The organism is Pseudomonas arvensis, from assembly GCF_056688935.1.
Window position 1 is genome coordinate 63,186 of sequence record NZ_CP162038.1, and the last position, 20,087, is coordinate 83,272.

At 60.4% G+C, this 20,087-nt stretch carries 21 protein-coding genes and 1 pseudogene; 11 read left to right on the top strand and 11 right to left on the bottom strand.

Going from position 1 to position 20,087, the window contains the following annotated elements; genetic code table 11:
* Positions 1 to 4: 4 nt before the first annotated feature.
* Positions 5 to 208, bottom strand: coding sequence for a twin transmembrane helix small protein (locus AB3G88_RS00305; protein ID WP_480452708.1), 204 nt, complete (start codon positions 206 to 208; stop codon positions 5 to 7).
* A 37-nt stretch (positions 209 to 245) separates the two neighbouring features.
* On the opposite strand from AB3G88_RS00305, the gene AB3G88_RS00310 reads away from it, so the two are divergent.
* From AB3G88_RS00310 to AB3G88_RS00330, 5 genes are read left to right on the top strand one after another with little or no spacing between them, the layout of a single operon-like run.
* Positions 246 to 1,010: an SURF1 family protein gene (locus AB3G88_RS00310; RefSeq protein ID WP_480452710.1), complete on the top strand. Its 765-nt coding sequence runs from the start codon at positions 246 to 248 to the stop codon at positions 1,008 to 1,010.
* Positions 976 to 1,560, top strand: a complete 585-nt coding sequence (locus AB3G88_RS00315) for a PA_0111/PP_0108 family redox-active disulfide protein (RefSeq protein WP_158879302.1) — start codon at positions 976 to 978, stop codon at positions 1,558 to 1,560. Before AB3G88_RS00310 ends, AB3G88_RS00315 begins: the two co-directional genes overlap by 35 nt.
* Positions 1,561 to 1,570: 10 nt before the next feature.
* Positions 1,571 to 2,650, top strand: coding sequence for a COX15/CtaA family protein (locus tag AB3G88_RS00320; RefSeq protein ID WP_099586192.1), 1,080 nt, complete (start codon positions 1,571 to 1,573; stop codon positions 2,648 to 2,650).
* Positions 2,638 to 3,537, top strand: coding sequence for a heme o synthase (cyoE, locus tag AB3G88_RS00325; protein WP_099586193.1), 900 nt, complete (start codon positions 2,638 to 2,640; stop codon positions 3,535 to 3,537). Before AB3G88_RS00320 ends, cyoE begins: the two co-directional genes overlap by 13 nt.
* Positions 3,534 to 4,169 (top strand): SCO family protein, encoded by a 636-nt coding sequence (locus tag AB3G88_RS00330; protein WP_112192858.1) that lies wholly within the window; start codon positions 3,534 to 3,536, stop codon positions 4,167 to 4,169. The genes cyoE and AB3G88_RS00330 overlap by 4 nt, the downstream gene beginning before the upstream one ends.
* Before the next feature lie 144 nt (positions 4,170 to 4,313).
* Here the strand turns inward: AB3G88_RS00330 and AB3G88_RS00335 are convergent, their stop codons facing one another.
* The 3 genes from AB3G88_RS00335 to AB3G88_RS00345 are packed head-to-tail and all read right to left on the bottom strand — an operon-like array spanning position 4,314 to position 6,817.
* A complete protein-coding gene (locus tag AB3G88_RS00335) occupies positions 4,314 to 5,084 on the bottom strand; it encodes a MetQ/NlpA family ABC transporter substrate-binding protein (RefSeq protein ID WP_480452714.1) in 771 nt (256 codons plus the stop codon).
* Between the two features lie 51 nt (positions 5,085 to 5,135).
* The gene (locus AB3G88_RS00340) at positions 5,136 to 5,810 is read right to left on the bottom strand and encodes a methionine ABC transporter permease (RefSeq protein ID WP_099586196.1); all 675 of its coding nucleotides are present in this window, start codon (positions 5,808 to 5,810) and stop codon (positions 5,136 to 5,138) included.
* The gene (locus AB3G88_RS00345) at positions 5,810 to 6,817 is read right to left on the bottom strand and encodes a methionine ABC transporter ATP-binding protein (RefSeq protein ID WP_099586197.1); all 1,008 of its coding nucleotides are present in this window, start codon (positions 6,815 to 6,817) and stop codon (positions 5,810 to 5,812) included. The genes AB3G88_RS00340 and AB3G88_RS00345 overlap by 1 nt, the downstream gene beginning before the upstream one ends.
* 265 nt (positions 6,818 to 7,082) lie before the next feature.
* Here AB3G88_RS00345 and katE point away from each other — a divergent pair, with 265 nt between their 5' ends.
* Complete coding sequence (gene katE / locus AB3G88_RS00350; RefSeq protein ID WP_158879304.1) at positions 7,083 to 9,224, top strand: catalase HPII; 2,142 nt, start codon at positions 7,083 to 7,085, stop codon at positions 9,222 to 9,224.
* A 65-nt stretch (positions 9,225 to 9,289) separates the two neighbouring features.
* Here katE and AB3G88_RS00355 read toward each other — a convergent pair whose 3' ends face one another.
* From AB3G88_RS00355 to zur, 4 genes are read right to left on the bottom strand one after another with little or no spacing between them, the layout of a single operon-like run.
* Positions 9,290 to 10,009: a PA5502 family lipoprotein gene (locus AB3G88_RS00355; RefSeq protein ID WP_158879305.1), complete on the bottom strand. Its 720-nt coding sequence runs from the start codon at positions 10,007 to 10,009 to the stop codon at positions 9,290 to 9,292.
* A 37-nt stretch (positions 10,010 to 10,046) separates the two neighbouring features.
* Positions 10,047 to 10,835, bottom strand: a complete 789-nt coding sequence (gene znuB, locus AB3G88_RS00360) for a zinc ABC transporter permease subunit ZnuB (RefSeq protein ID WP_099586200.1) — start codon at positions 10,833 to 10,835, stop codon at positions 10,047 to 10,049.
* Positions 10,828 to 11,613 carry a zinc ABC transporter ATP-binding protein ZnuC gene (gene znuC / locus AB3G88_RS00365; RefSeq protein WP_099586201.1) on the bottom strand — a complete coding sequence of 262 codons (786 nt, stop codon included), beginning with the start codon at positions 11,611 to 11,613 and terminating at the stop codon, positions 10,828 to 10,830. Before znuC ends, znuB begins: the two co-directional genes overlap by 8 nt.
* Entirely contained in the window at positions 11,613 to 12,095 is a 483-nt protein-coding gene (gene zur, locus AB3G88_RS00370; protein ID WP_017528744.1) for a zinc uptake transcriptional repressor Zur, read from the bottom strand. Before zur ends, znuC begins: the two co-directional genes overlap by 1 nt.
* Before the next feature lie 58 nt (positions 12,096 to 12,153).
* Here zur and AB3G88_RS00375 point away from each other — a divergent pair, with 58 nt between their 5' ends.
* Positions 12,154 to 13,083, top strand: coding sequence for a metal ABC transporter solute-binding protein, Zn/Mn family (locus tag AB3G88_RS00375; protein ID WP_191946623.1), 930 nt, complete (start codon positions 12,154 to 12,156; stop codon positions 13,081 to 13,083).
* Between the two features lie 48 nt (positions 13,084 to 13,131).
* Here AB3G88_RS00375 and AB3G88_RS00380 read toward each other — a convergent pair whose 3' ends face one another.
* Positions 13,132 to 14,085, bottom strand: coding sequence for a homoserine kinase (locus AB3G88_RS00380; protein WP_480452718.1), 954 nt, complete (start codon positions 14,083 to 14,085; stop codon positions 13,132 to 13,134).
* 56 nt (positions 14,086 to 14,141) lie between these two features.
* Positions 14,142 to 14,432, bottom strand: a complete 291-nt coding sequence (locus AB3G88_RS00385; protein WP_017528747.1) for a DUF2782 domain-containing protein — start codon at positions 14,430 to 14,432, stop codon at positions 14,142 to 14,144.
* A 74-nt stretch (positions 14,433 to 14,506) separates the two neighbouring features.
* Here AB3G88_RS00385 and polA point away from each other — a divergent pair, with 74 nt between their 5' ends.
* Positions 14,507 to 17,284 (top strand): DNA polymerase I, encoded by a 2,778-nt coding sequence (polA, locus tag AB3G88_RS00390; RefSeq protein ID WP_099586205.1) that lies wholly within the window; start codon positions 14,507 to 14,509, stop codon positions 17,282 to 17,284.
* Between the two features lie 282 nt (positions 17,285 to 17,566).
* Here polA and yihA read toward each other — a convergent pair whose 3' ends face one another.
* Complete coding sequence (yihA, locus tag AB3G88_RS00395; RefSeq protein WP_042943980.1) at positions 17,567 to 18,208, bottom strand: ribosome biogenesis GTP-binding protein YihA/YsxC; 642 nt, start codon at positions 18,206 to 18,208, stop codon at positions 17,567 to 17,569.
* 225 nt (positions 18,209 to 18,433) lie between these two features.
* Here yihA and AB3G88_RS00400 point away from each other — a divergent pair.
* The 3 genes and pseudogenes from AB3G88_RS00400 to dsbA all read left to right on the top strand — a co-directional run bounded on the left by AB3G88_RS00400 (position 18,434) and on the right by dsbA (position 20,086).
* A pseudogene (locus AB3G88_RS00400) lies at positions 18,434 to 18,622 on the top strand (c-type cytochrome).
* A 33-nt stretch (positions 18,623 to 18,655) separates the two neighbouring features.
* Entirely contained in the window at positions 18,656 to 19,282 is a 627-nt protein-coding gene (locus tag AB3G88_RS00405) for a c-type cytochrome (RefSeq protein ID WP_099586206.1), read from the top strand.
* 168 nt (positions 19,283 to 19,450) lie between these two features.
* Positions 19,451 to 20,086 (top strand): thiol:disulfide interchange protein DsbA, encoded by a 636-nt coding sequence (gene dsbA / locus AB3G88_RS00410; protein ID WP_480452722.1) that lies wholly within the window; start codon positions 19,451 to 19,453, stop codon positions 20,084 to 20,086.
* Position 20,087: the final 1 nt, after the last annotated feature.

The following is a 20,087-nucleotide window of genomic DNA, read 5'->3' on the forward strand; positions in this document are numbered from 1 at the left end:
CTTCTTACCACGGCGCGTGGGAAACCAACTGGCCGCTGAAAAATCCCCAGGTGATCAGCGCCAGGGTGATCACGGCCAGTACGACACGCACGGTCAAGGCAGTGACGAGGCGATTGGAGTTGCCCTCGTCCCTCACCAGAAAGAACAAGCCACTGAACAGGCTCACGACAGTTGCGATCAGCATCAGGGCAATGGCTGCTTTGAGCATGGTCGGGCTCCTGGACATTGAAGAAGAGCTGCGGGCAATGAAAACAAGTATAGCCAGCGCCATAAAACAGTTTCGTCCCGGTATTGCGCCGACAGTGGTGGTGTTGCTGCTGCTGCCGTTGATGGTGGGCTTGGGGTTCTGGCAGCTGACACGCGGGCATGAAAAGCAACGCTTGCTCGACAGTTACGCCGAGCGCCGCGTGGCGGCGCCGATGAGCAGCGCTCAACTCAACGACTCCACAGATCCGGCATTTCGCCGTGTGCATCTGCGCGGTCAATTCGACGCCGATCACAGCGTATTGCTCGACAACCGCATGCGCGATGGCAAGGCCGGTGTCGAGTTGCTGCAACCCTTCCACGACCAGGCCAGCGGCCTGTGGTTGTTGCTCAATCGCGGCTGGCTGCCCTGGCCGGATCGGCGCATCCCGCCCGCCTTCACCACACCAGAACAACCGCTGAATCTCGATGCCTGGGTGTATGTCGCTCCCGGCGAAGCCTTCCAGTTGCAGGCCGACCCGGCGGGCGCGCCATGGCCGCGATTGCTCACCGCCCTGCATCCCACGGCACTGTGGGCGGAGTTGGGTCGCAACGGTTTTGCCTATGAGCTGCGCGCTGACGTCGGCCCTGGTACCTATGAAACGACTTGGCCGGTGGTCGCCATGGGCCCTGAGAAACACCTGGCTTATGCCGTGCAGTGGTTCGCCATGGCCCTGGCGCTGCTGGTTCTTTACCTCTACCTCGGATCGCACAACAAGAAGGAGAATCCCCATGGGAGCGGCCACGAATCGACTCAACATGTCTGACCTGCCCGATCGGCGCAAAGGCCGCTGGCAACTGCTGCTGATCCTGCTGATGGTGATCGGCCCGATGGTGCTGGCCACCTTTATGTACAAGCTGCAGTTCTGGGTGCCGGACAGCCGCAGTTATCACGGCGAGATGATCGGCAATGGCCAGACCCGAGCCGACATTGGCGTGCAAGCGGATGAACAGCGCTGGCAACTGCTGGTCACCGCGCCCACGGCGTGTGCAGCCGATTGCCAGCAACTGGTGTACCTCGCCCGGCAATTGCAGATCGGCCTGGGGCGCGATGCCTCGCGCGCCAGTCATGCGTTGGCGAGTGCGCAGCCGGTGGGCGCCGACTACGAAACCAGGTTGAAAGCCGAATACCCTCAATTGCAGCGTTACGCGCTGGATGTTTCGACCTTTACCAAAAACGCTGCCGCGCCGGGCGATGCGCAGCTGTGGATCGTCGACCCCCACGGCAACCTGGTGCTGCGCTACGACGCCAGGGTCAAGGGCAAGGACCTGCTCAACGACCTGCGCCACCTGCTGAAACTGTCGAATATCGGATAAGGGCATCGTCATGGCCAAACCTGGATTTCGCCTCGCGTTGTTTGCCACCTTGCTGGCGCTGATCGTCGTGCTGCTCGGCGCCTACACGCGCCTGACCCACGCCGGCCTCGGATGCCCGGACTGGCCCGGTTGCTACGGCTTTATCAGCGTGCCGCAAAGCGAGGCCCAGTTGGCCCATGCCGAGTTGCATTTTCCCGACACGCCGGTGGAGGCCGACAAAGGCTGGGCCGAGATGACCCATCGCTACTTTGCTGGCACTTTGGGTCTGTTGATTGTGTTATTGGCGGCGCGCTCGTGGAGTCACCGGCGTGATCCTGGCCAGCCAGTCAAATTGCCGCTGTTTCTGCTGGCCGTGGTATTTGCCCAGGCAGCATTTGGCATGTGGACGGTGACGCTCAAGCTGTGGCCGCAAGTGGTGACGGGCCATCTGCTGGGCGGCTTTGCCACATTGAGCCTGCTGTTTTTGCTGACCTTGCGCCTGTCCGGCGTGCTGCCCGCGTTGATCGTGCCCAGGCGCCTGCAATATTGGGCGACGGCCGGGTTGGTGTTGGTGATCGGGCAGATTGCGCTCGGCGGCTGGGTCAGCTCCAACTACGCGGCCGTCGCCTGTGTCGACTTGCCCACCTGCCATGGCGAATGGTGGCCGGCGGCCGACTTTGCCAATGGCTTTCACCTGACCCAGCACATCGGTCCGAATTACCTGGGCGGCCAACTCGACAGCGAGGCGCGCACGGCCATTCACCTGACCCATCGTCTCGGCGCGGTGCTGGTAACCCTGGTTCTGCTGGGCCTGGCCTGGCAACTGCGTGCGGTGGGCATGACGCGGCTGGCGGGCTTGTTGTTGATCGCCCTCGCTGCGCAAATCTGCCTGGGCGTGAGCAATGTAGCGTTCGGCCTGCCGCTGGCGGTCGCGGTCGGGCATAACGCGGGCGGTGCTGGCTTGCTGCTGACGCTGGTGCTGGTCAATTACCACGCGCGAACCAGCCTGGTCAGGGTGCGCAATCAATCGCCGTTCGGCTGGCGATTTATCCCGCGCAAACACGTATCGGGGCTCATCACCCTTAAAGGAGAGATGCCATGGCGACCGTGATCGGCGCGCGTCACGATCAGGCGATCTGGCGTGATTACCTGGAGCTGACCAAGCCGAAAGTGGTGGTGCTGATGCTCATCACCTCGCTGGTAGGCATGTTCCTCGCGACCCGTGCCGGCGTGCCATGGACGGTGCTGATTTTTGGCAACCTGGGCATTGCCCTGTGTGCCGGCGGCGCGGCGGCGGTCAACCATGTGGTGGATCGGCGGATCGATGCGGTGATGGCGCGCACTCACAAGCGGCCGCTGGCACAAGGGCGGGTGTCGCCGATGGCGGCGCTGGCCTTTGCATTGTTTCTGGCTGTTGCAGGCTTGGGCCTGTTGCTGGCGTTCACCAATGCCCTGGCGGCATGGCTGACCTTGGCCTCGCTGCTCGGTTACGCCGTGATCTACACCGGGTTCCTCAAGCGTGCGACGCCGCAGAATATCGTCATCGGCGGGCTGGCCGGCGCTGCGCCGCCGCTGTTGGGGTGGGTCGCCGTCACGGGGCACATCAGCGCCGAGCCGCTGCTGCTGGTGCTGATCATCTTCGCCTGGACCCCGCCGCACTTCTGGGCCCTGGCCATCCATCGCAAGGAGGAATACGCCAAGGCCGACATCCCGATGCTGCCGGTGACCCACGGCGAGCATTACACCAAGGTGCATATCCTGCTCTACACCTTTGCCCTGCTGGCCGTGAGCCTGATGCCCTACGTGATCCATATGAGCGGACCGTTGTACCTGGCGTGCGCGCTGGTGTTGGGTGCACGCTTTCTGCAATGGGCCTGGGTGTTGTACCGTGGTGGTCGGCCGCACGCGGCGATCAACACCTTCAAGTACTCTATCTGGTACTTGCTGCTGCTGTTTATCGCCCTGCTCGTAGACCACTACTTATTGTTGAACCTATGACTCGAACTCAAAAAACCGTCTTCATCCTGGTGGCCATCGTCGCGTTGATCATGGGCCTGACCGTCAACAAAGTACTCAGCGGCAAAGGCCAGGGCGACCCCACCGCGCTGATCGACGCGGGCATCATCCTGCTGCCGCAAAGCCGGCAGTTGCCGCCTGTGAGCATGACCAATCAGGACGGCCAGCCGGTGGTCATCAACGAGTTGAAGGGTAAGTGGAGCCTGTTGTTCTTCGGCTACACCTTCTGCCCGGATATCTGCCCGACCACCCTCGCCCAGTTGCGCCAGATCAAGAGCGAACTGCCGAAGGAGGCTGTGGATAAGTTGCAAGTGATCCTGGTCAGCGTTGACCCGCATCGCGACACGCCGACTCAGCTCAAGCAGTACCTGGGCTATTTCGATCCGCAATTTGTGGGCCTGACCGGCGCGAATGTGGAGGATGTGCAGAAGGTGTCGAATGCGGTGAGCATTCCGTTTATTCCGGCCGATACCAGCAAGCCGAACTACACCGTCGATCACAGCGGCAACCTGGCGTTGATCGGCCCGGACGGGACGCAGCGTGGGTTTATCCGTGCGCCGTTGAACAACCAGAAGCTGGTGGCGCAGTTGCCGGGGTTGTTGCAGCGCAAGTGAAGACAACACAAAGCAAATGTGGGAGGGGGCTTGCCCCCGATAGCAGTGGGTCAGTCACTAGATACAGTGGCTGACACTCAGCAATCGGGGGCAAGCCCCCTCCCACATTTTTGATCTCCAGTGTTTTGGAGATTGAGGGTTGGATCAGAACGCCGGCTTGATCGCGCCTTTGTACTTCTCTTCGATGAATTGCTTCACTTCAGGCGTGTGCAGGGCGGCTACCAGTTTCTTCACCGCATCCGAATCCTTGTTGTCTTCGCGGGTGACCAGGATGTTCACGTAAGGCGAGTCGCTGCCTTCGATGACCAGTGCGTCCTTGGACGGGTCCAGCTTGGCTTCCAGGGCGTAGTTGGTGTTGATCAGCGCCAGGTCGACCTGGGTCAGCACGCGTGGCAGGGTGGCGGCTTCCAGTTCGCGGAACTTCAGGTTTTTCGGGTTTTCGGTGATGTCCTTGATGGTCGACAGGATGTTGGTCAAGTCCTTCAAGGTGATCAGGCCGTTCTTGGCCAGCAGCAACAGCGCACGGCCGCCGTTGGTGGCGTCGTTGGGGATCACCACGTTGGCGCCGTCAGGCAGGTCGGCCAATTTTTTGTACTTGCTGGAGTAAGCGCCCAGAGGCTCCAGGTGCACCGCGCCGACGCTCACCAAGTGAGTGCCCTTGGCTTTGTTGAATTCATCCAGATACGGCTGGTGCTGGAAGAAGTTCGCGTCCAGGCGCTTTTCGGCCACTTGTACGTTGGGCTGCACGTAGTCGGTGAAGACCTTGACCTGCAGGTCCACGCCTTCCTTGGCCAGGGCAGGTTTCACGAATTCGAGGATTTCCGCGTGCGGCACCGGCGATGCGGCGACCGTAATGGTTTCGGCGTGGGCGGAAAACGCGGCAACGGCGGCGAAAGCAACCAGTAGTTTTTTCATCCAACAAGCTCCTTGTTCGGGCATGTGCCGGCTTTTTACCGGCAATGGCCGTTATTTTCGAGAAAAGTGCACCACCAGCCGGTCGCCGACGGTTTGCAGAATTTGCACCAGGATCAACAGCATCACCACGGTGACCACCATTACGTCGGTCTGAAAACGCTGATAACCGAAACGGATCGCCAGGTCACCCAGGCCGCCGGCACCGACCACACCGGCCATTGCCGTGTAGGACACCAGCGTAATCGCTGTCACCGTAATCGCCGCGAAGATGCCAGGGCGTGCTTCGGGCAACAGGGCGTTGGTGATGATCTGACGGGTGGTGGCGCCCATGGACTGGGTGGCTTCGATAATGCCGCGATCAACTTCACGCAAGGCGGTTTCCACCAGTCGCGCAAAGAACGGCGTAGCGCCTACGACCAACGGCGGGATCGCCCCGGCCACACCCAGCGAGGTGCCGGTGATCAGTACGGTGAACGGGATCATCACGATCAGCAGGATGATGAATGGCAGCGAACGCAGGATATTCACGATCAGCGACAGCAGCGCGTACAGGCCCTTTTGCTCGAACAGCTGGCGCGGGCTGGTCAGGAACAGCAGCACGCCCAGCGGCAGGCCCAGCAGCACGGTGAAAAACAGCGAGCCGAACAGCATGATCATGGTGTCGCCGGTGGCGAGCCAGATTTCGGACCAGTCGATATTGGCGAAGAAACTCAGGAACATTTCCATTAGCGCAGCACCTCCATGTGGACGTCTGCGGCGGTGAAGCGGGCAAAGGCCGCTTCCATGTCACCGCCGGTGACCGCGAGGGTCAGTTGCCCATAGGGGATGTCTTTGATTCGGTCGATACGGCCGGCGAGGATGCTGTAGTCCACCCCCGTTTCGCGGGCGACGGTGCCCAGCAGCGGCGCGTAGGTCGCGTCGCCCTGGAACGTCAGACGCACGATGCGGCCCGGTACGTGGGCGAAGTCGTCACGCTGCTCGCCTTCGTCGACCTGCTCGGCTTCTTGTACAAAGCGCTTGGTGGTCGGGTGCTTGGGGTGCAGGAATACGTCCGCCACCGAGCCTTGCTCGACGATCACGCCGGCGTCCATCACGGCCACCTGGTCGCACACCCGGCGGATCACGTCCATTTCATGGGTGATCAGCACGATGGTCAGTTTCAACTCGCGGTTGATCTCGGCCAGCAGTTGCAGGACCGACGCTGTGGTTTGCGGGTCGAGGGCGCTGGTGGCTTCGTCGCACAGCAGGATCTTTGGCTTGGTCGCCAGGGCACGTGCGATGCCGACGCGCTGCTTCTGGCCGCCGGACAACTGCGCCGGGTATTTCCTGGCATGGTCCGACAGGCCAACGCGGGCGAGCAGTTCAGCCACGCGCAGGTCGATGTCCTTGCGCGACAGTTCGCCGGCCAGGGTCAGCGGCAGTGCCACGTTATCAGCGACAGTCTTGGACGCCAGGAGGTTGAAGTGCTGGAAGATCATCCCGACCTGCTGACGGAAACGGCGCAGGCCGTTGGCGTCCAGTGCGGTGACTTCTTCGCCGTCCACCGTGATCTGGCCGCCACTGGGCTCTTCCAGGCGGTTGATCAGGCGCAGCAATGTACTTTTGCCCGCACCCGAGTGGCCGATCAGGCCAAACACCTGGCCGTTCTCGACGCGCAGGCTGGTGGGGTGCAATGCGGGAATATCCTTACCGGCGACGCGGTAGGTTTTATGGACGTTTTGAAACTCGATCACGTAGCGAACCTTGTGGGGCGCATTGAAAAGGGATCAGCGGTTAGCCGGGCGCGCATTTTAGCCTGTCCATCCAGTGTTTCTTAGCATTTATTTCGCATTCAACCTGTGATTTGGCAATAACGCGATCAAAGGTCATAAAAAAGGAACGGCCCAAAACCCCGTCAGTCACTACTAAAGCAACTCGATTTCCCAGGTGCCGTGCCTGGGGTTTTGCTCAAACGAGCCGGGGACCGCTCTGGCCACTTTGAATAAGGAGTTTTGACTGATGAGTACCAACAAGCCAGCCACCCCGCCGAAGAGTGAACTTGCGGGCACCGACACCCTGGACCGTGGCAACACCAACGCCAAATTGCAAAGCCTGGAACAGTTCCGCTCAGACGCCACTGGCCAAGCCTTGCGCACCAACCAGGGCGTGAAGATTTCCGACAACCAGAACAGCTTGAAGGTCGGCGCGCGCGGGCCTTCGCTGCTGGAAGACTTCATCATGCGTGAAAAAATCACGCACTTTGACCATGAGCGTATCCCCGAGCGCATCGTGCATGCTCGCGGCACAGGCGCCCATGGCTATTTCCAATCCTACGAGAACCATTCGGCGCTGACCAAAGCTGGTTTCCTACGCGACCCAGGGCATAAAACCCCGGTATTCGTGCGCTTTTCCACCGTGCAAGGGCCGCGAGGTTCCGGCGATACGGTGCGTGACGTGCGCGGTTTTGCGGTGAAGTTCTTTACTGATGAAGGCAACTTCGACCTGGTGGGCAACAACATGCCCGTGTTCTTCATTCAGGACGCGATCAAGTTTCCGGACTTCGTGCACGCGGTCAAACCTGAGCCGCACAACGAGATTCCTACCGGCGGCTCGGCCCACGATACCTTTTGGGATTTCGTCTCGCTGCAGCCGGAGTCGGCGCACATGGTGATCTGGGCCATGTCCGACCGTGCGATTCCAAAAAGCCTACGGAGTATGCAGGGCTTCGGCGTACACACCTTTCGCTTTATCAATGCGAAGGGTGAGTCCAATTTCGTCAAGTTCCACTGGCGCCCTACGGTCGGCACCTGCTCCCTGGTGTGGGATGAGGCGCAAAAGCTGGCGGGTAAAGACACCGACTATCACCGTCGCGACCTGTGGGAGTCCATTGAAGGCGGCGACTATCCCGAGTGGGAGCTGGGTGTTCAGGTGATTCCGGAAGACAAGGAGCATGCCTTCGACTTTGACATCCTCGACCCCACCAAGCTGATTCCCGAAGAGCTGGTGCCGATTACGCCACTGGGCAAGATGGTGCTCAACCGCAACCCGGATAACTTCTTTGCCGAGGTCGAGCAGGTTGCGTTCTGTCCAGGCCATATCGTGCCGGGGATCGACTTTTCCAACGATCCGTTGCTGCAAGGTCGTCTGTTTTCCTACACCGATACGCAGATCAGCCGACTCGGTGGCCCGAACTTTCACGAACTGCCCATTAACCGGCCGGTGGCGCCGTTTCACAATGGCCAGCGCGATGCCATGCACCGCATCACGGTTGATAAGGGCCGTGCTGCCTACGAGCCGAATTCGATTGATGGCGGTTGGCCGAAAGAAACCCCGCCTGCGGCGCAGGACGGCGGCTTTGAGTCGTATCACGAGCGCATCGATGCCCATAAAGTGCGTGAGCGCAGCGAGTCGTTCGGTGATCACTTCTCCCAGGCGCGTCTGTTTTTCCACAGCATGAGCAAGCACGAGCAGGAGCACATCATCGCGGCCTACAGCTTTGAGCTGGGCAAGGTAGAGCGTGAGTTCATTCGTGCGCGGCAGGTTAACGAGATTCTGGCCAATATTGACTTGGAACTGGCTAAGCGCGTGGCGCAGAACCTGGGTTTGCCGGCGCCGAAAAAAGGCACTGTGCCGCAGCGCGAGTCGTCGTTGGCGCGCTCTCCTGCGTTGAGTCAGGCCAACTTGCTGTCGGGTGATATCAAGACGCGCAAAGTGGCGATCCTGGCTGCCAACGGGGTTGATGGTGCGGCGATTGATGCGTTGAAAAAGGCGCTGGAAGCTGAAGGCGCGCAGGCCAAGGTGCTGGGGCCGACGTCGGCACCGGTGACCACGGCGGATGGCAAGCAACTGCCGGTGGATGCTTCCATGGAAGGGTTGCCGTCGGTGGCCTTTGACGCGGTGTTCGTGCCGGGTGGTAAAGACTCGGTCAAGGCGTTGAGCGGGGATGGCGTGGCGTTGCACTACCTGCTGGAGGCGTACAAGCATTTGAAGGCGATTGCTGTTGCCAGTGATGTGAAGCCGTTGTTGGACCAGCTCAAGCTCGAAGCGGATGCCGGGCTGATCGTTGGCTCGGATGCGAAAGCGTTCAAGGCGTTTTTTGCCGCGATTGCCCAGCATCGAGTTTGGGATCGTGAGGCTAAGGCCAAGGCAATTCCGGCTTAAGTTTTTGGTTGGTTGTTAGATTGCTATCGGGGGCGGTGCGACGATTCGACTTGCCCCCGATGGCTTCACTCCGCCTTGCGCGGAATCAAAACCACCTGCGCCGGAATGTTCTTCAGAATCTGCCGGTGAATCTTCAGTTCATACGCCGAATCAATGTGCTTCACCCGTTTGGTCAGCAACGTGGCCAACCACGGGTAATCTTCGGTGCGCGGCGCCTGGATGCTCACGTCACACTGGTAATTCACCACGTCGGTGGCGATTGCGTCCAACTGATGGCGCAGCTCTTCGATATTGGTGAGGTTCAAGGCCACCGTGGTGCTGGGCGCTGCCGGGTCGATGACCTTGGCGGCGGGTTTGGCTTCGGCGGCTTTGAGGGCCTCTTCGGCTTTATCCAGTTCGACCTTGCGGGCGTGGGTGATAGCGCTGTTGACGCCGCCGGTCAGGGCCGGTGCCTTGGGCATCAGCGCGCGGGCGCGGCTCAGGGCGGTGGCGGCGGCATTGACGTCACCTTTTTGCAGCACGATCTGGCTGCGCTGCAGGTAGGCTTCGGCCAATTGGCGCTGGTAAGGCTCCAGCGTCGGGTCGTTGGGCGACTGGGCCTGTAGCGTGGCCAGTTGGTCTTCGGCAGTGGCAAGCTCGCTGCTGGCGAGGTTTTGCTCCAGCTGCGCGATGGCGGCAGCACGCGGGTCCGTGGCCTCGGGGGCGGCGGGCGGTGTGCTTTGACAGGCGCCCAGCAGCAGGGAAAATGCGGCAAGGAGCAGATAACGGGAGGTGAACAGCTTCATTCCTGCGACTCTCTATTTGCGCAAAAAGCGAGCAAGTCTACACCCCTCGACGGGGCAGGACAAAACTCAGCAGAAACAGGGCGGCCGCCGCGACCACAATCGACGGCCCAGCCGGCGTGTCCTTGAACCAGGACAGCGCCAGGCCCCCGCACACTGCCAGCATCCCCAGCAGGCTGGCGCCAATTGCCATCTGCTCGGGTGAGCGGGCGTGGCGTTGGGCGGCGGCGGCGGGAATGATCAGCAGCGACGTGATCAACAATACGCCGACAATCTTCATCGCGACAGCGATCACCACGGCGATCAACAGCATCAGGGCCATGCGCAACCCCGACACGGGCAGGCCTTCGACCCTGGCCAATTCTTCGTGCACCGTGATTGCCAGCAGCGGGCGCCACAGGGCAACCAGCAGCACCAGCACGGCTGCACTGCCGCCGAGGATCCAGGCAAGATCGGTGGGGCTGATGGCCAACAGATCGCCGAACAGATAGGCCATCAAGTCGATGCGCACTTCATGCATGAAGCTCAGTACTACCAGGCCCAAGGACAGTGTGCTCGGCGCCAGGATGCCCAGCAGGGTGTCCGAGGCCAGTGGCTGGCGCTGTTGCAGGGTCACCAGCAGTACCGCCAGCAGCAGGCAGCCTACAGTCACGGCGATGGTCGGGCTCACATCCAGCAAGAAGCCCATGGCCACGCCCAGCAACGCGGCGTGGGACAAGGTGTCGCCAAAGTACGCCATGCGCCGCCAGACCACGAACGAGCCCAGTGGGCCTGCCACCAGCGCCAGAGCCAATCCTGCCAGCAGGGCGTAAAGCAGAAAATCAGCCATGCTTGCAGCCATCTCCATGAACGTGGGTGTGGGGCGTCGCGCTATCGTCCACGACTGCGCCATGCAGATCATGGGCGTGGTCGTGATGGTGGTGGTAGATCGCCAGGCTCTGGGCGTTCTTGCCGAACAACTCGACAAACGCCGGGTCGCCGCTGACCTGTTCCGGGTGGCCGGAACAGCACACGTGGCGGTTGAGGCATACCACCTGGTCGGTGGTGCTCATCACCAGGTGCAAATCATGGGAGACCATCAGCACGCCGCAGCCATGGCGGTCGCGCAGGCGAGTGATGAGGCTGTACAGCTCGGCCTGGCCTGCGACGTCGACGCCCTGTACGGGTTCATCGAGTACCAGCAGTTCTGGCTCGCGCAACAGGGCGCGGGCCAGCAGCACGCGCTGCATTTCGCCACCGGAGATGCTTTGCACGGGGCTGTCGATCACCTGTTCGGCACCGACTTCCTTGAGTGCAGCTTGTGCGCGGACACGATCTACGCCGGGCACCAGGCGCAGGAAGCGCAGCACGGAGAGCGGCAAGGTTGGATCGACGTGCAGTTTCTGCGGCATGTAGCCGACGCGCAGCTTGGGCTTGCGCCACACGCTGCCGGTGTCGGGCTTGAGCAGGCCAAGCACGGCACGCACCAAGGTGGTCTTGCCGGCGCCATTCGGGCCGATCAGGGTAACGATCTGCCCCGGCTCTACGCTCAGTGCGATGTTATCCAGCACATTTTGCCCGGCGAACGTGACCCCAACCTGCTCCAAGCGGATTAACGCGTTGCTCATCAAGCCCCCTGGCAGCCCGAGCACAGGCCGACCACTTCGACCGTTTGCCCCTCGACCTTGAACCCGACGTCGGCGGAGCTTTTGATAATCGCGTCACTGATGCTTTTTTGTTCAAGCTCGATGGCGGCGTGGCACTCGCGGCAGATCAGGAACTGGCCCTGGTGCGCGTGTTCCGGGTGGTTGCAGCCAACAAAGGCATTGAGCGAGGCGATGCGGTGCACCAGGCCGTTTTCCAGCAGGAAATCCAGCGCGCGGTACACGGTGGGCGGCGCGGCGCGGCGGCCGTCCTGCTCGCTGAGCACGCCCAGGATGTCGTAGGCGCCCAGCGGCTTATGGCTCTGCCACACCAGTTCCAGCACCCGGCGACGCAAGGCGGTAAGGCGCAGGCCCTTCTGCGCACAGAGAGTGTCGGCTTCCGACAGCGCAGTGTGCACGCAGTGAGAGTGGTCGTGGGGACGGCTGGCAAGCGGTGTTTTAGGCATGAGCGGCGACAGACATTTGATAGAGACGTTATTATGTTACCCGTTCCTACGCCATTGAGTGGTCATCGTGTCCCGACTTTTTCCCGTTTTTGTCGTTTTTATCACCAGTTTGTTTATCACAGGCCCAGTTCAGGCCGAGGTCCGGGTACTCACCAGCATCAAGCCACTGCAACTGATTGCCACGGCTGTGCAGGACGGTGTGGCTGTTCCGGAGGTGCTGTTGCCGCCCGGTGCATCGCCGCATAACTTCGCGTTGCGCCCATCCGACGTACGGCGTGTGCAGTCGGTGGATCTGCTGTATTGGATCGGGCCGGATATGGAGAGTTTTCTGCCTCGCGTGCTGAAAGGTCGCACGGCGACCACGGTAGCGGTGCAAGATCTTCCGGGAATGAAATTGCGTCGTTTCGGCGAAGATAGCCATTCCCACGCCGACGATGCCGACGAACATGACCACGATCACCGCCCAGGCAGCTTGGATGCGCATTTGTGGTTGTCCACGGTGAATGCGCGGGTGATCGCGGCGCGCATGGCCGCGGACCTGAGCGCAGCCGACCCGCAGAATGCGGAGCGTTATCAAAGTAACGCGCGAGCCTTCGAGGGTCGATTGGACGCGTTGGATGCCCGACTGAAGAAGCGTATGGCGGGCATCGCTGGCAAGCCTTACTTCGTGTTCCATGAAGCCTTTGATTACTTCGAAGAAGCTTACGGCTTGAAGCACGCGGGTGTATTCAGCGTCGCGGCCGAAGTGCAGCCAGGCGCCCAGCATGTGGCGGCAATGCGCACGCGATTGCAGGAAGTGGGCAAGACGTGTGTGTTCAGCGAGCCGCCGTTGCGCCCGCGTTTGGCCGAGACGCTGGTGGCTGGGCTGCCGGTGAAGCTGGCGGAATTGGATGCGTTGGGCGGGTACACCCCGGCGACAGCTCAGGGTTATGAGCAGGTGCTGGATAAGCTGGGGAATGATTTGGCTGGGTGCCTGGAATCGCTGTAACCCACAGCGCAGATCAAATGTGGGAGGGGGCAAGCCCCTCCCACATTTTTAGAGCGCGAACGGCAGTTGGACAGTGACCTGTTGGCGTTGCGCCAGCCGATGCTCAAACTCCGCAGGGTCATGAATCAACACATCCTGTCCGGCAAACGACTCTGCGGCAATCAGGCGTGACAGCCAGAACCGCACGCATGCCACGCGCAGCATCGTCGGCCACAACTCGGCTTCCTTCGCGGTAAACGGCCGCAGTCCAGCGTAAGCGCCCAACAATGCACGAGCGCGTTGCCCGTCGATGACGCCATCGGCATCCGAACACCAGTCATTCAGGGCGATGGCCACGTCGTAGAGCATCGGGCCCGAGCAGGCGTTGTAGAAGTCGATCAGGCCCGTCAGGTGAGTGCCTTCGAACATCGCGTTATCACGGAATAAGTCGGCGTGGACGTTGGCGCGTGGCAGGGTGAGGATGTGCGCTTTGTGCGCCGCAATCTCATCCAATGCATCTTGCAGCAGGCGCTGCTGTGCGTCATTCAGGTGCGAAATCAACTGCGCGCCTTCGCTGAGCATCCAGTCCAGGCCGCGATCGGTCTTGCGCTCCAGCACCTTTTCGCCTTGGGTCGCCAGGTGCAGGTGGCCAAGCAACTCCCCCACCTGGGCGCAATGTTGCGCGTTGGCTTCCTTGATGTGCTTGCCGGCCAGGCGCGGTTGCAGCAGCGCCGGTTTGCCTTTGAGTTCGCGCAATGCCAGACCGTCGATGGTGCGCAGGGCGTAAGGCACGGGCAGGTCGGCGTCGTGGAGCACGTCGAGCAGCTCGATGAAGAACGGCATCTCGGCGACAGGGCCACGCTCAACCAGGGTCAGCACGAACTCGCCCTGTTCCAGGCTGATAAAGAAATTGGTGTTTTCGCTACCGGCAGCAATCCCCTGGAAATCAAGCAGGCGGCCGAGCCCGTAAGGGGCGAGAAAGGTTTCCAGCTCGGGCCGAGCCAGGGGGGTGAACACAGACATGGTTAAAACTGCCAGTACGGGCGCCGCAGTGGGCGGCGCCAATTGAAATTAAGAAATCATTTCCATTCGAAGATCTTCCATGACGGGATCAGCATATCCGGCTGGTCAGAACGGATGAAGTTCGCGTCGGTTCCGTCCGCGCGTACCAGGAAATACGGTGGAGCGCCTTTTGGCGTGACCTTGATCGCGTACAAAAAGCCGTTTTGGCGGTATTCCTGGATGGTCTTGTCGCCTTCCGTGCGAATGGTCACTTCCGGATCGCCCGAAGGCGCATCGTCTGCCGCCATGGCAGCCATCGGAGCGAGTGCAATCAAGCCAGTCAACAGCAGGCGATTGAATGTACGCATGATAACCTTGTCCCTTTGTTTTCATTGGTCCGGCTATTCTAGCGCCTGACCCGCCGAAAAGGTTGATCCTGCTCATGAGCCAAGCGCCCCTCGTCCTGGTGGACGGTTCTTCTTACCTGTACCGCGCCTTCCACGCGCTGCCACCGCTGACCACCTCCAAAGGCCTGCCGACCGGTGCGGTCAAGGGCGTGTTGAACATGCTCAAAAGCCTGCGCAAACAGTACCCGGACAGCCCGTTCGCCGTGGTATTCGACGCCAAGGGTGGGACTTTTCGCGATGACATGTACGCCGAATACAAGGCCAACCGCCCAAGCATGCCCGATGACATGCGCGTGCAGATCGAGCCCCTGCACCAGAGTGTGATCGCCCTGGGCTTTCCGTTGCTGTGCGTCGAAGGCGTCGAGGCCGATGACGTGATCGGCACCCTGGCCCGCAGCAGCGCGGCCGCTGACCGTCCGGTGGTGATCTCCACCGGCGACAAGGACATGGCGCAACTGGTCGACGGGCACATTACCTTGGTCAACACCATGACCGGTAGCGCCATGGACGTGGACGGCGTAAAGGAGAAATTTGGCGTCGCTCCGGAGCAGATCATCGACTATCTGGCATTGATGGGCGATTCATCCGACAACATTCCAGGCGTTCCTGGCATCGGTCCCAAGACCGCTTCCGGCTTGCTGGTGGGTGTGAATGGCGGCCTCAAAGAGCTTTATGAACAGTTGGATATTGTGCCGACCCTGCCGATCCGCGGCGCCAAGACGCTGCCTGCCAAGCTTGAAGAGCACCGGGAGATGGCGTTCCTTTCGTACCAGTTGGCGACGATCAAGATCGATGTGCCATTGGACGTAGGCCTGAGCGATTTGCACCTGATTGAACCGGACCGCGAGAAGCTGCTGGAGCTGTACACGCTGCTGGAGTTCAAGAGCTGGATTGATGAGATCCAGCGCGATGCCAAGCGAGTTGAGCTGAAGGCGGCGCCCGTTGTTGAGGCAGCCGTTGAGCTCGCGGCGCCGGTAGAAACGTCCTACACCACGATTCTCGACCAAGCCACGTTCGATCTGTGGCTGAAGAAGCTCAACGACGCGAAGTTGTTCGCGTTCGACACCGAAACCACCGGAATCGACGCCCAGCAGGCGCAGTTGGTTGGCGTTTCCTTCGCCGTGCAGCCTCATGAGGCGGCCTATATTCCGCTGACCCACTCCTACATCGGCGCGCCGGAACAGCTTGATCGTGACGCCGTACTGCTGGCGTTGAAGCCGTTACTGGAAGATCCGGCCAAGCTGAAGGTCGGCCAGCACGCCAAGTTCGACATGAACATCCTGGCCAACTGCGCCATCGGCGGCGACCCGGCAAATGGCATCACTGTGCGCGGCATCGCCTTCGACACAATGCTTGAATCCTACGTGTTGAACTCCACTGCGACGCGCCATGATATGGACAGTCTGGCCAAGAAGTACCTGGACCACGACACCGTCAGCTTCCAGGACATCGCCGGCAAAGGCGCCAAGCAGCTGACGTTCGACCAGATCGCGCTTGAGCAGGCCGGCCCCTATGCGGCCGAGGATGCGGATGTGACCTTGCGGTTGCACCAGGCGCTGCACGCGCAGTTGGCTGCTATCCCGAGCCTGGCCAGTGTGCTGACGGACATCGAAATCCCTCTGGTGCCGGTGCTGGCGCGTATCGAACGCCAGGGCGCCTTGGTGGATGCCCAGTTGCTTGGCGTTCAGAGCATCGAGTTGGGCAACAAGATGGTAGAGCTGGAGCGCCAGGCATTCGAGATCGCCGGTGAGGAGTTCAACCTGGGCTCGCCCAAGCAACTCGGGGCGATTCTCTATGAAAAGCTGGGCCTGCCGGTACTGAAGAAGACGGGCAAGGGGCAGGCGTCTACTGCCGAAGAAGTGCTGGCCAAGCTGGCCGAAGATGATTACCCGCTGCCCAAGGTATTGATGCAGTACCGCAGCATGAGCAAGCTGAAAAGCACCTACACCGACCGCCTGCCCGAGCAGATCAACCCGCGCACCGGGCGGGTTCACACCTCTTATCACCAGGCCGTGGCGGCGACCGGGCGCTTGTCTTCCAGTGACCCGAACCTGCAGAACATCCCTGTGCGTACCGCCGAAGGGCGGCGGATTCGTCAGGCATTCGTGGCGCCAAAGGGCTACAAACTGCTGGCGGCGGACTATTCGCAGATCGAGCTGCGGATCATGGCGCACTTGTCCAAGGACGAGGGTTTGATGAATGCGTTCCGCAACGATCTGGACGTGCACACCGCCACGGCAGCCGAGGTGTTTAAGGTTGAATTGACTGAGGTCACGTCCAATCAGCGTCGCAGCGCCAAGGCGATCAACTTCGGCCTGATCTACGGCATGGGCGCGCAAAAACTCGGCAAGGACATCGGCGTCGATACCAAGACGGCCAAGGCCTATATCGACGTGTACTTTGCCCGCTACCCTGGCGTTCGCGAGTACATGGAGCGCACCCGCGCCCAGGCTGCCGACCAGGGTTATGTAGAAACCTTCTTCGGTCGCCGGCTGTATCTGCCGGATATCAATTCCAATAAGCCTCAGGAGCGCGCAGCCGCAGAACGCACGGCGATCAACGCGCCGATGCAGGGCACCGCGGCGGACATCATCAAGAAAGCCATGGTGCTGGTGGACAACTGGCTGACCGACTCGGGCCTGGATGCCAAGGTGATCCTGCAGGTACACGACGAATTGGTGCTGGAGGTGCGAGAGGATCTGGTCGCGCAAGTCAGCGAGAAGATTCGCGAACACATGAGCGCGGCAGCACAGTTGGATGTGCCTTTGGTTGTCGACGTGGGCGTGGGCGATAATTGGGACGAAGCCCACTGATATCGGGCATTTGCCACCGCCGACGGTGGTGGCAGAGTGCTTTAGTTCAGAAGTCGCCGTGGGTTATTTCCAATAGTTTTTTGATCCTGTCGGAACTTAACCCGTGAACTGCTACTCAGAGTTACTGAATGGGTGGTGAAGCCCTTCAATGCTCCTATGTTGTGTTAAGTGTTGGCAGATATCTGGACCCCGCCCTAGCGGTCCAGTACTTGAACCCCGAACTTCCCCTCCCCATACGAAGTCCGGGGTTTTTTTTGCCCCCAAGAAAGTGAATCGCGAAAGTTACTCCGCGATTTCCGCGCCCTTGTCGGCCAATTCCATCCAGCCGGCCAGCACGGTGTAGGCGTCTTCCAGGCCCATGCGCTTAGGCGCCGAGAACAGCTGGATGGTGATCGCATCGCCCCAACCCTTGCGGATTTCTGACTGCACTTTGAGCAGCGTGTTCTTGGCGGCGCCGTAGGTCAGCTTGTCGGCCTTGGTCAGCAGGATATGCATCGGCATGCCGCTGGCGACGGCCCAGTCGAGCATTAGCAGGTCGAAATCGGTCATTGGATGACGGATGTCCATCATCAGAATCAATCCCTTCAAACTCTCCCGGCCACCCAGGTAAGCCTCAAGGTGACGCTGCCAGTGCAGCTTCAGCGGGATAGGTACTTTTGCATAACCGTAGCCGGGCAGGTCGACCAGACGCCGATCATCGTCTAGCTTGAAGAAATTGAGCAGTTGCGTGCGACCCGGAGTTTTAGAGGTGCGCGCGAGGCTGGCGTGGGTCAGGGTGTTCAGCGCGCTGGACTTACCGGCGTTGGAACGGCCGGCAAAGGCGACTTCAAAGCCCTCGTCATCGGGGCATTGGTCCACTTTGGCGGCGCTGAGCATGAAGGTGGACTGTTGGCACAGGCCGAGGATGGGATTCTTGAGTTGCATGAGATTTCCGATGTGGGCGGTGCCGAGAAAGGGTGCGGCAAGCGGTGTCGTTTCCGTTTCAGTAGCGCCAGTATATAATGCCGCAGATTTTGTGTGTGCTTTGTCCCAGCGAAGGATGAGGTACACGGGAGCGAAAGACCTTTATTGCGCATTAGAACGCAAAACGCTCTCAAACCCTGAAAAGGTCGATGTATGACCTGATGGTTGCTCGCTTTTGGTGCCCTGATGCCGCTTTAAGGCGCTCAGGCTACACAGGAACCGGAAGCGCTGTACAACCGAGTTTGCGTGGCTACGCTGATGCAACACGTGACCCAGGGTTTCAAGGCAATGCCGCCGCGTGGTTTGTGCATGGACTGCAGTACTGAGGATTACCAGGCCGTCATTGAGTTGGCGGTGAGTAAACCCGGTAGATAACTCTTAAACCCTTAGCCGTAGTTGGATTAGCTGATGAACAAACTGATCGTGAGTCTGCTGTTGACCATGGGCATCACTGGCGCTGCCGTCGCTGCAGAGGGCCCCCTTAAAGGTGATGCCGCTGCCGGTCAGGCGAAAGCCGCCGTATGTGGTGCTTGCCACGGGCCGGATGGCAACAGCCCGGCGCCGAACTTCCCCAAACTGGCGGGCCAGGGTGAACGCTACCTGACCAAACAACTGCACGACATCAAGGACGGCAAGCGAACGGTGCTGGAAATGACCGGCCTGCTGGCGAACTCCAGCGATCAGGACCTGGCAGACATTGCGGCGTATTTTGCCAAGCAGAAAGGCAGTGTGGGAGCTGCCGATCCTAAGTTGGTTGCCCGCGGCGAGAAGCTGTTCCGCGGTGGCAATCTGGATAAAGGTCTTCCTGCCTGCACCGGCTGCCACTCACCGAATGGCGCTGGTCTTGAGGCTGCGGCCTTTCCACACTTGAGTGGCCAGCACGCTCAATACATTGCCAAGCAACTGACGGATTTCCGCAAGGAAGAAGGCGGCCGGGCAAACGATGGCGACGCAATGATTATGCGCACCATCGCCCGCAAGCTGAGCGACGAAGACATCGCAGCCCTGTCCAGTTACATCCAGGGCCTGCACTAAGCGCCTTCAACGTTAACGCTCGATTAATCGCGCGATGCAAGCATAAAAAGGGTGGCCCAGGCCGCCCTTTTTTGTGGCCGGTGCCGTTACACTAACGAACTCATGCCCGCGTAGACCTGTCACATCTAAAGGTCGCGTGAGGCGACTTTATTTGTCCAGGAGTAAAGCATGCGTAATCTGATCCTCAGCGCCGCTCTCGTCACTGCCAGCCTCTTCGGCATAACCGCGCAAGCTGCCGACGTGCCGCTTGAAGCCGGTAAAACCTACGTTGAATTGACCAACCCAGTGCCTGTCTCGGTGCCGGGCAAGATCGAAGTGGTAGAGCTGTTCTGGTACGGCTGCCCGCATTGCTACGCGTTTGAGCCAACCATCAACCCATGGGTTGAGAAGCTGCCGAAAGACGTGAACTTCAAGCGCATCCCGGCCATGTTCGGCGGCCCATGGGATGCCCACGGCCAACTGTTCCTGACCCTCGAAGCCATGGGTGTGGAGCACAAGGTCCACAACGCGGTATTCGACGCCATTCAAAAACAAGGCAAGCGCCTGACCAAGCCAGACGAAATGGCTGACTTCGTTGCGACCCAAGGTGTCGACAAGGACAAGTTCCTGGCCACCTTCAATTCGTTCGCCATCCAAGGCCAGATCAAGCAGGCCAAGGAGCTGGCGCAGAAGTACGGCGTGCAAGGCGTACCGACCATGATCGTCAACGGTAAATACCGTTTCGACCTGGGCACCACTGGCGGTCCTGAAAATACCCTCAACGTTGCCGACCAGCTGATCGCCAAAGAGCGCGCAGCCAAGTAAG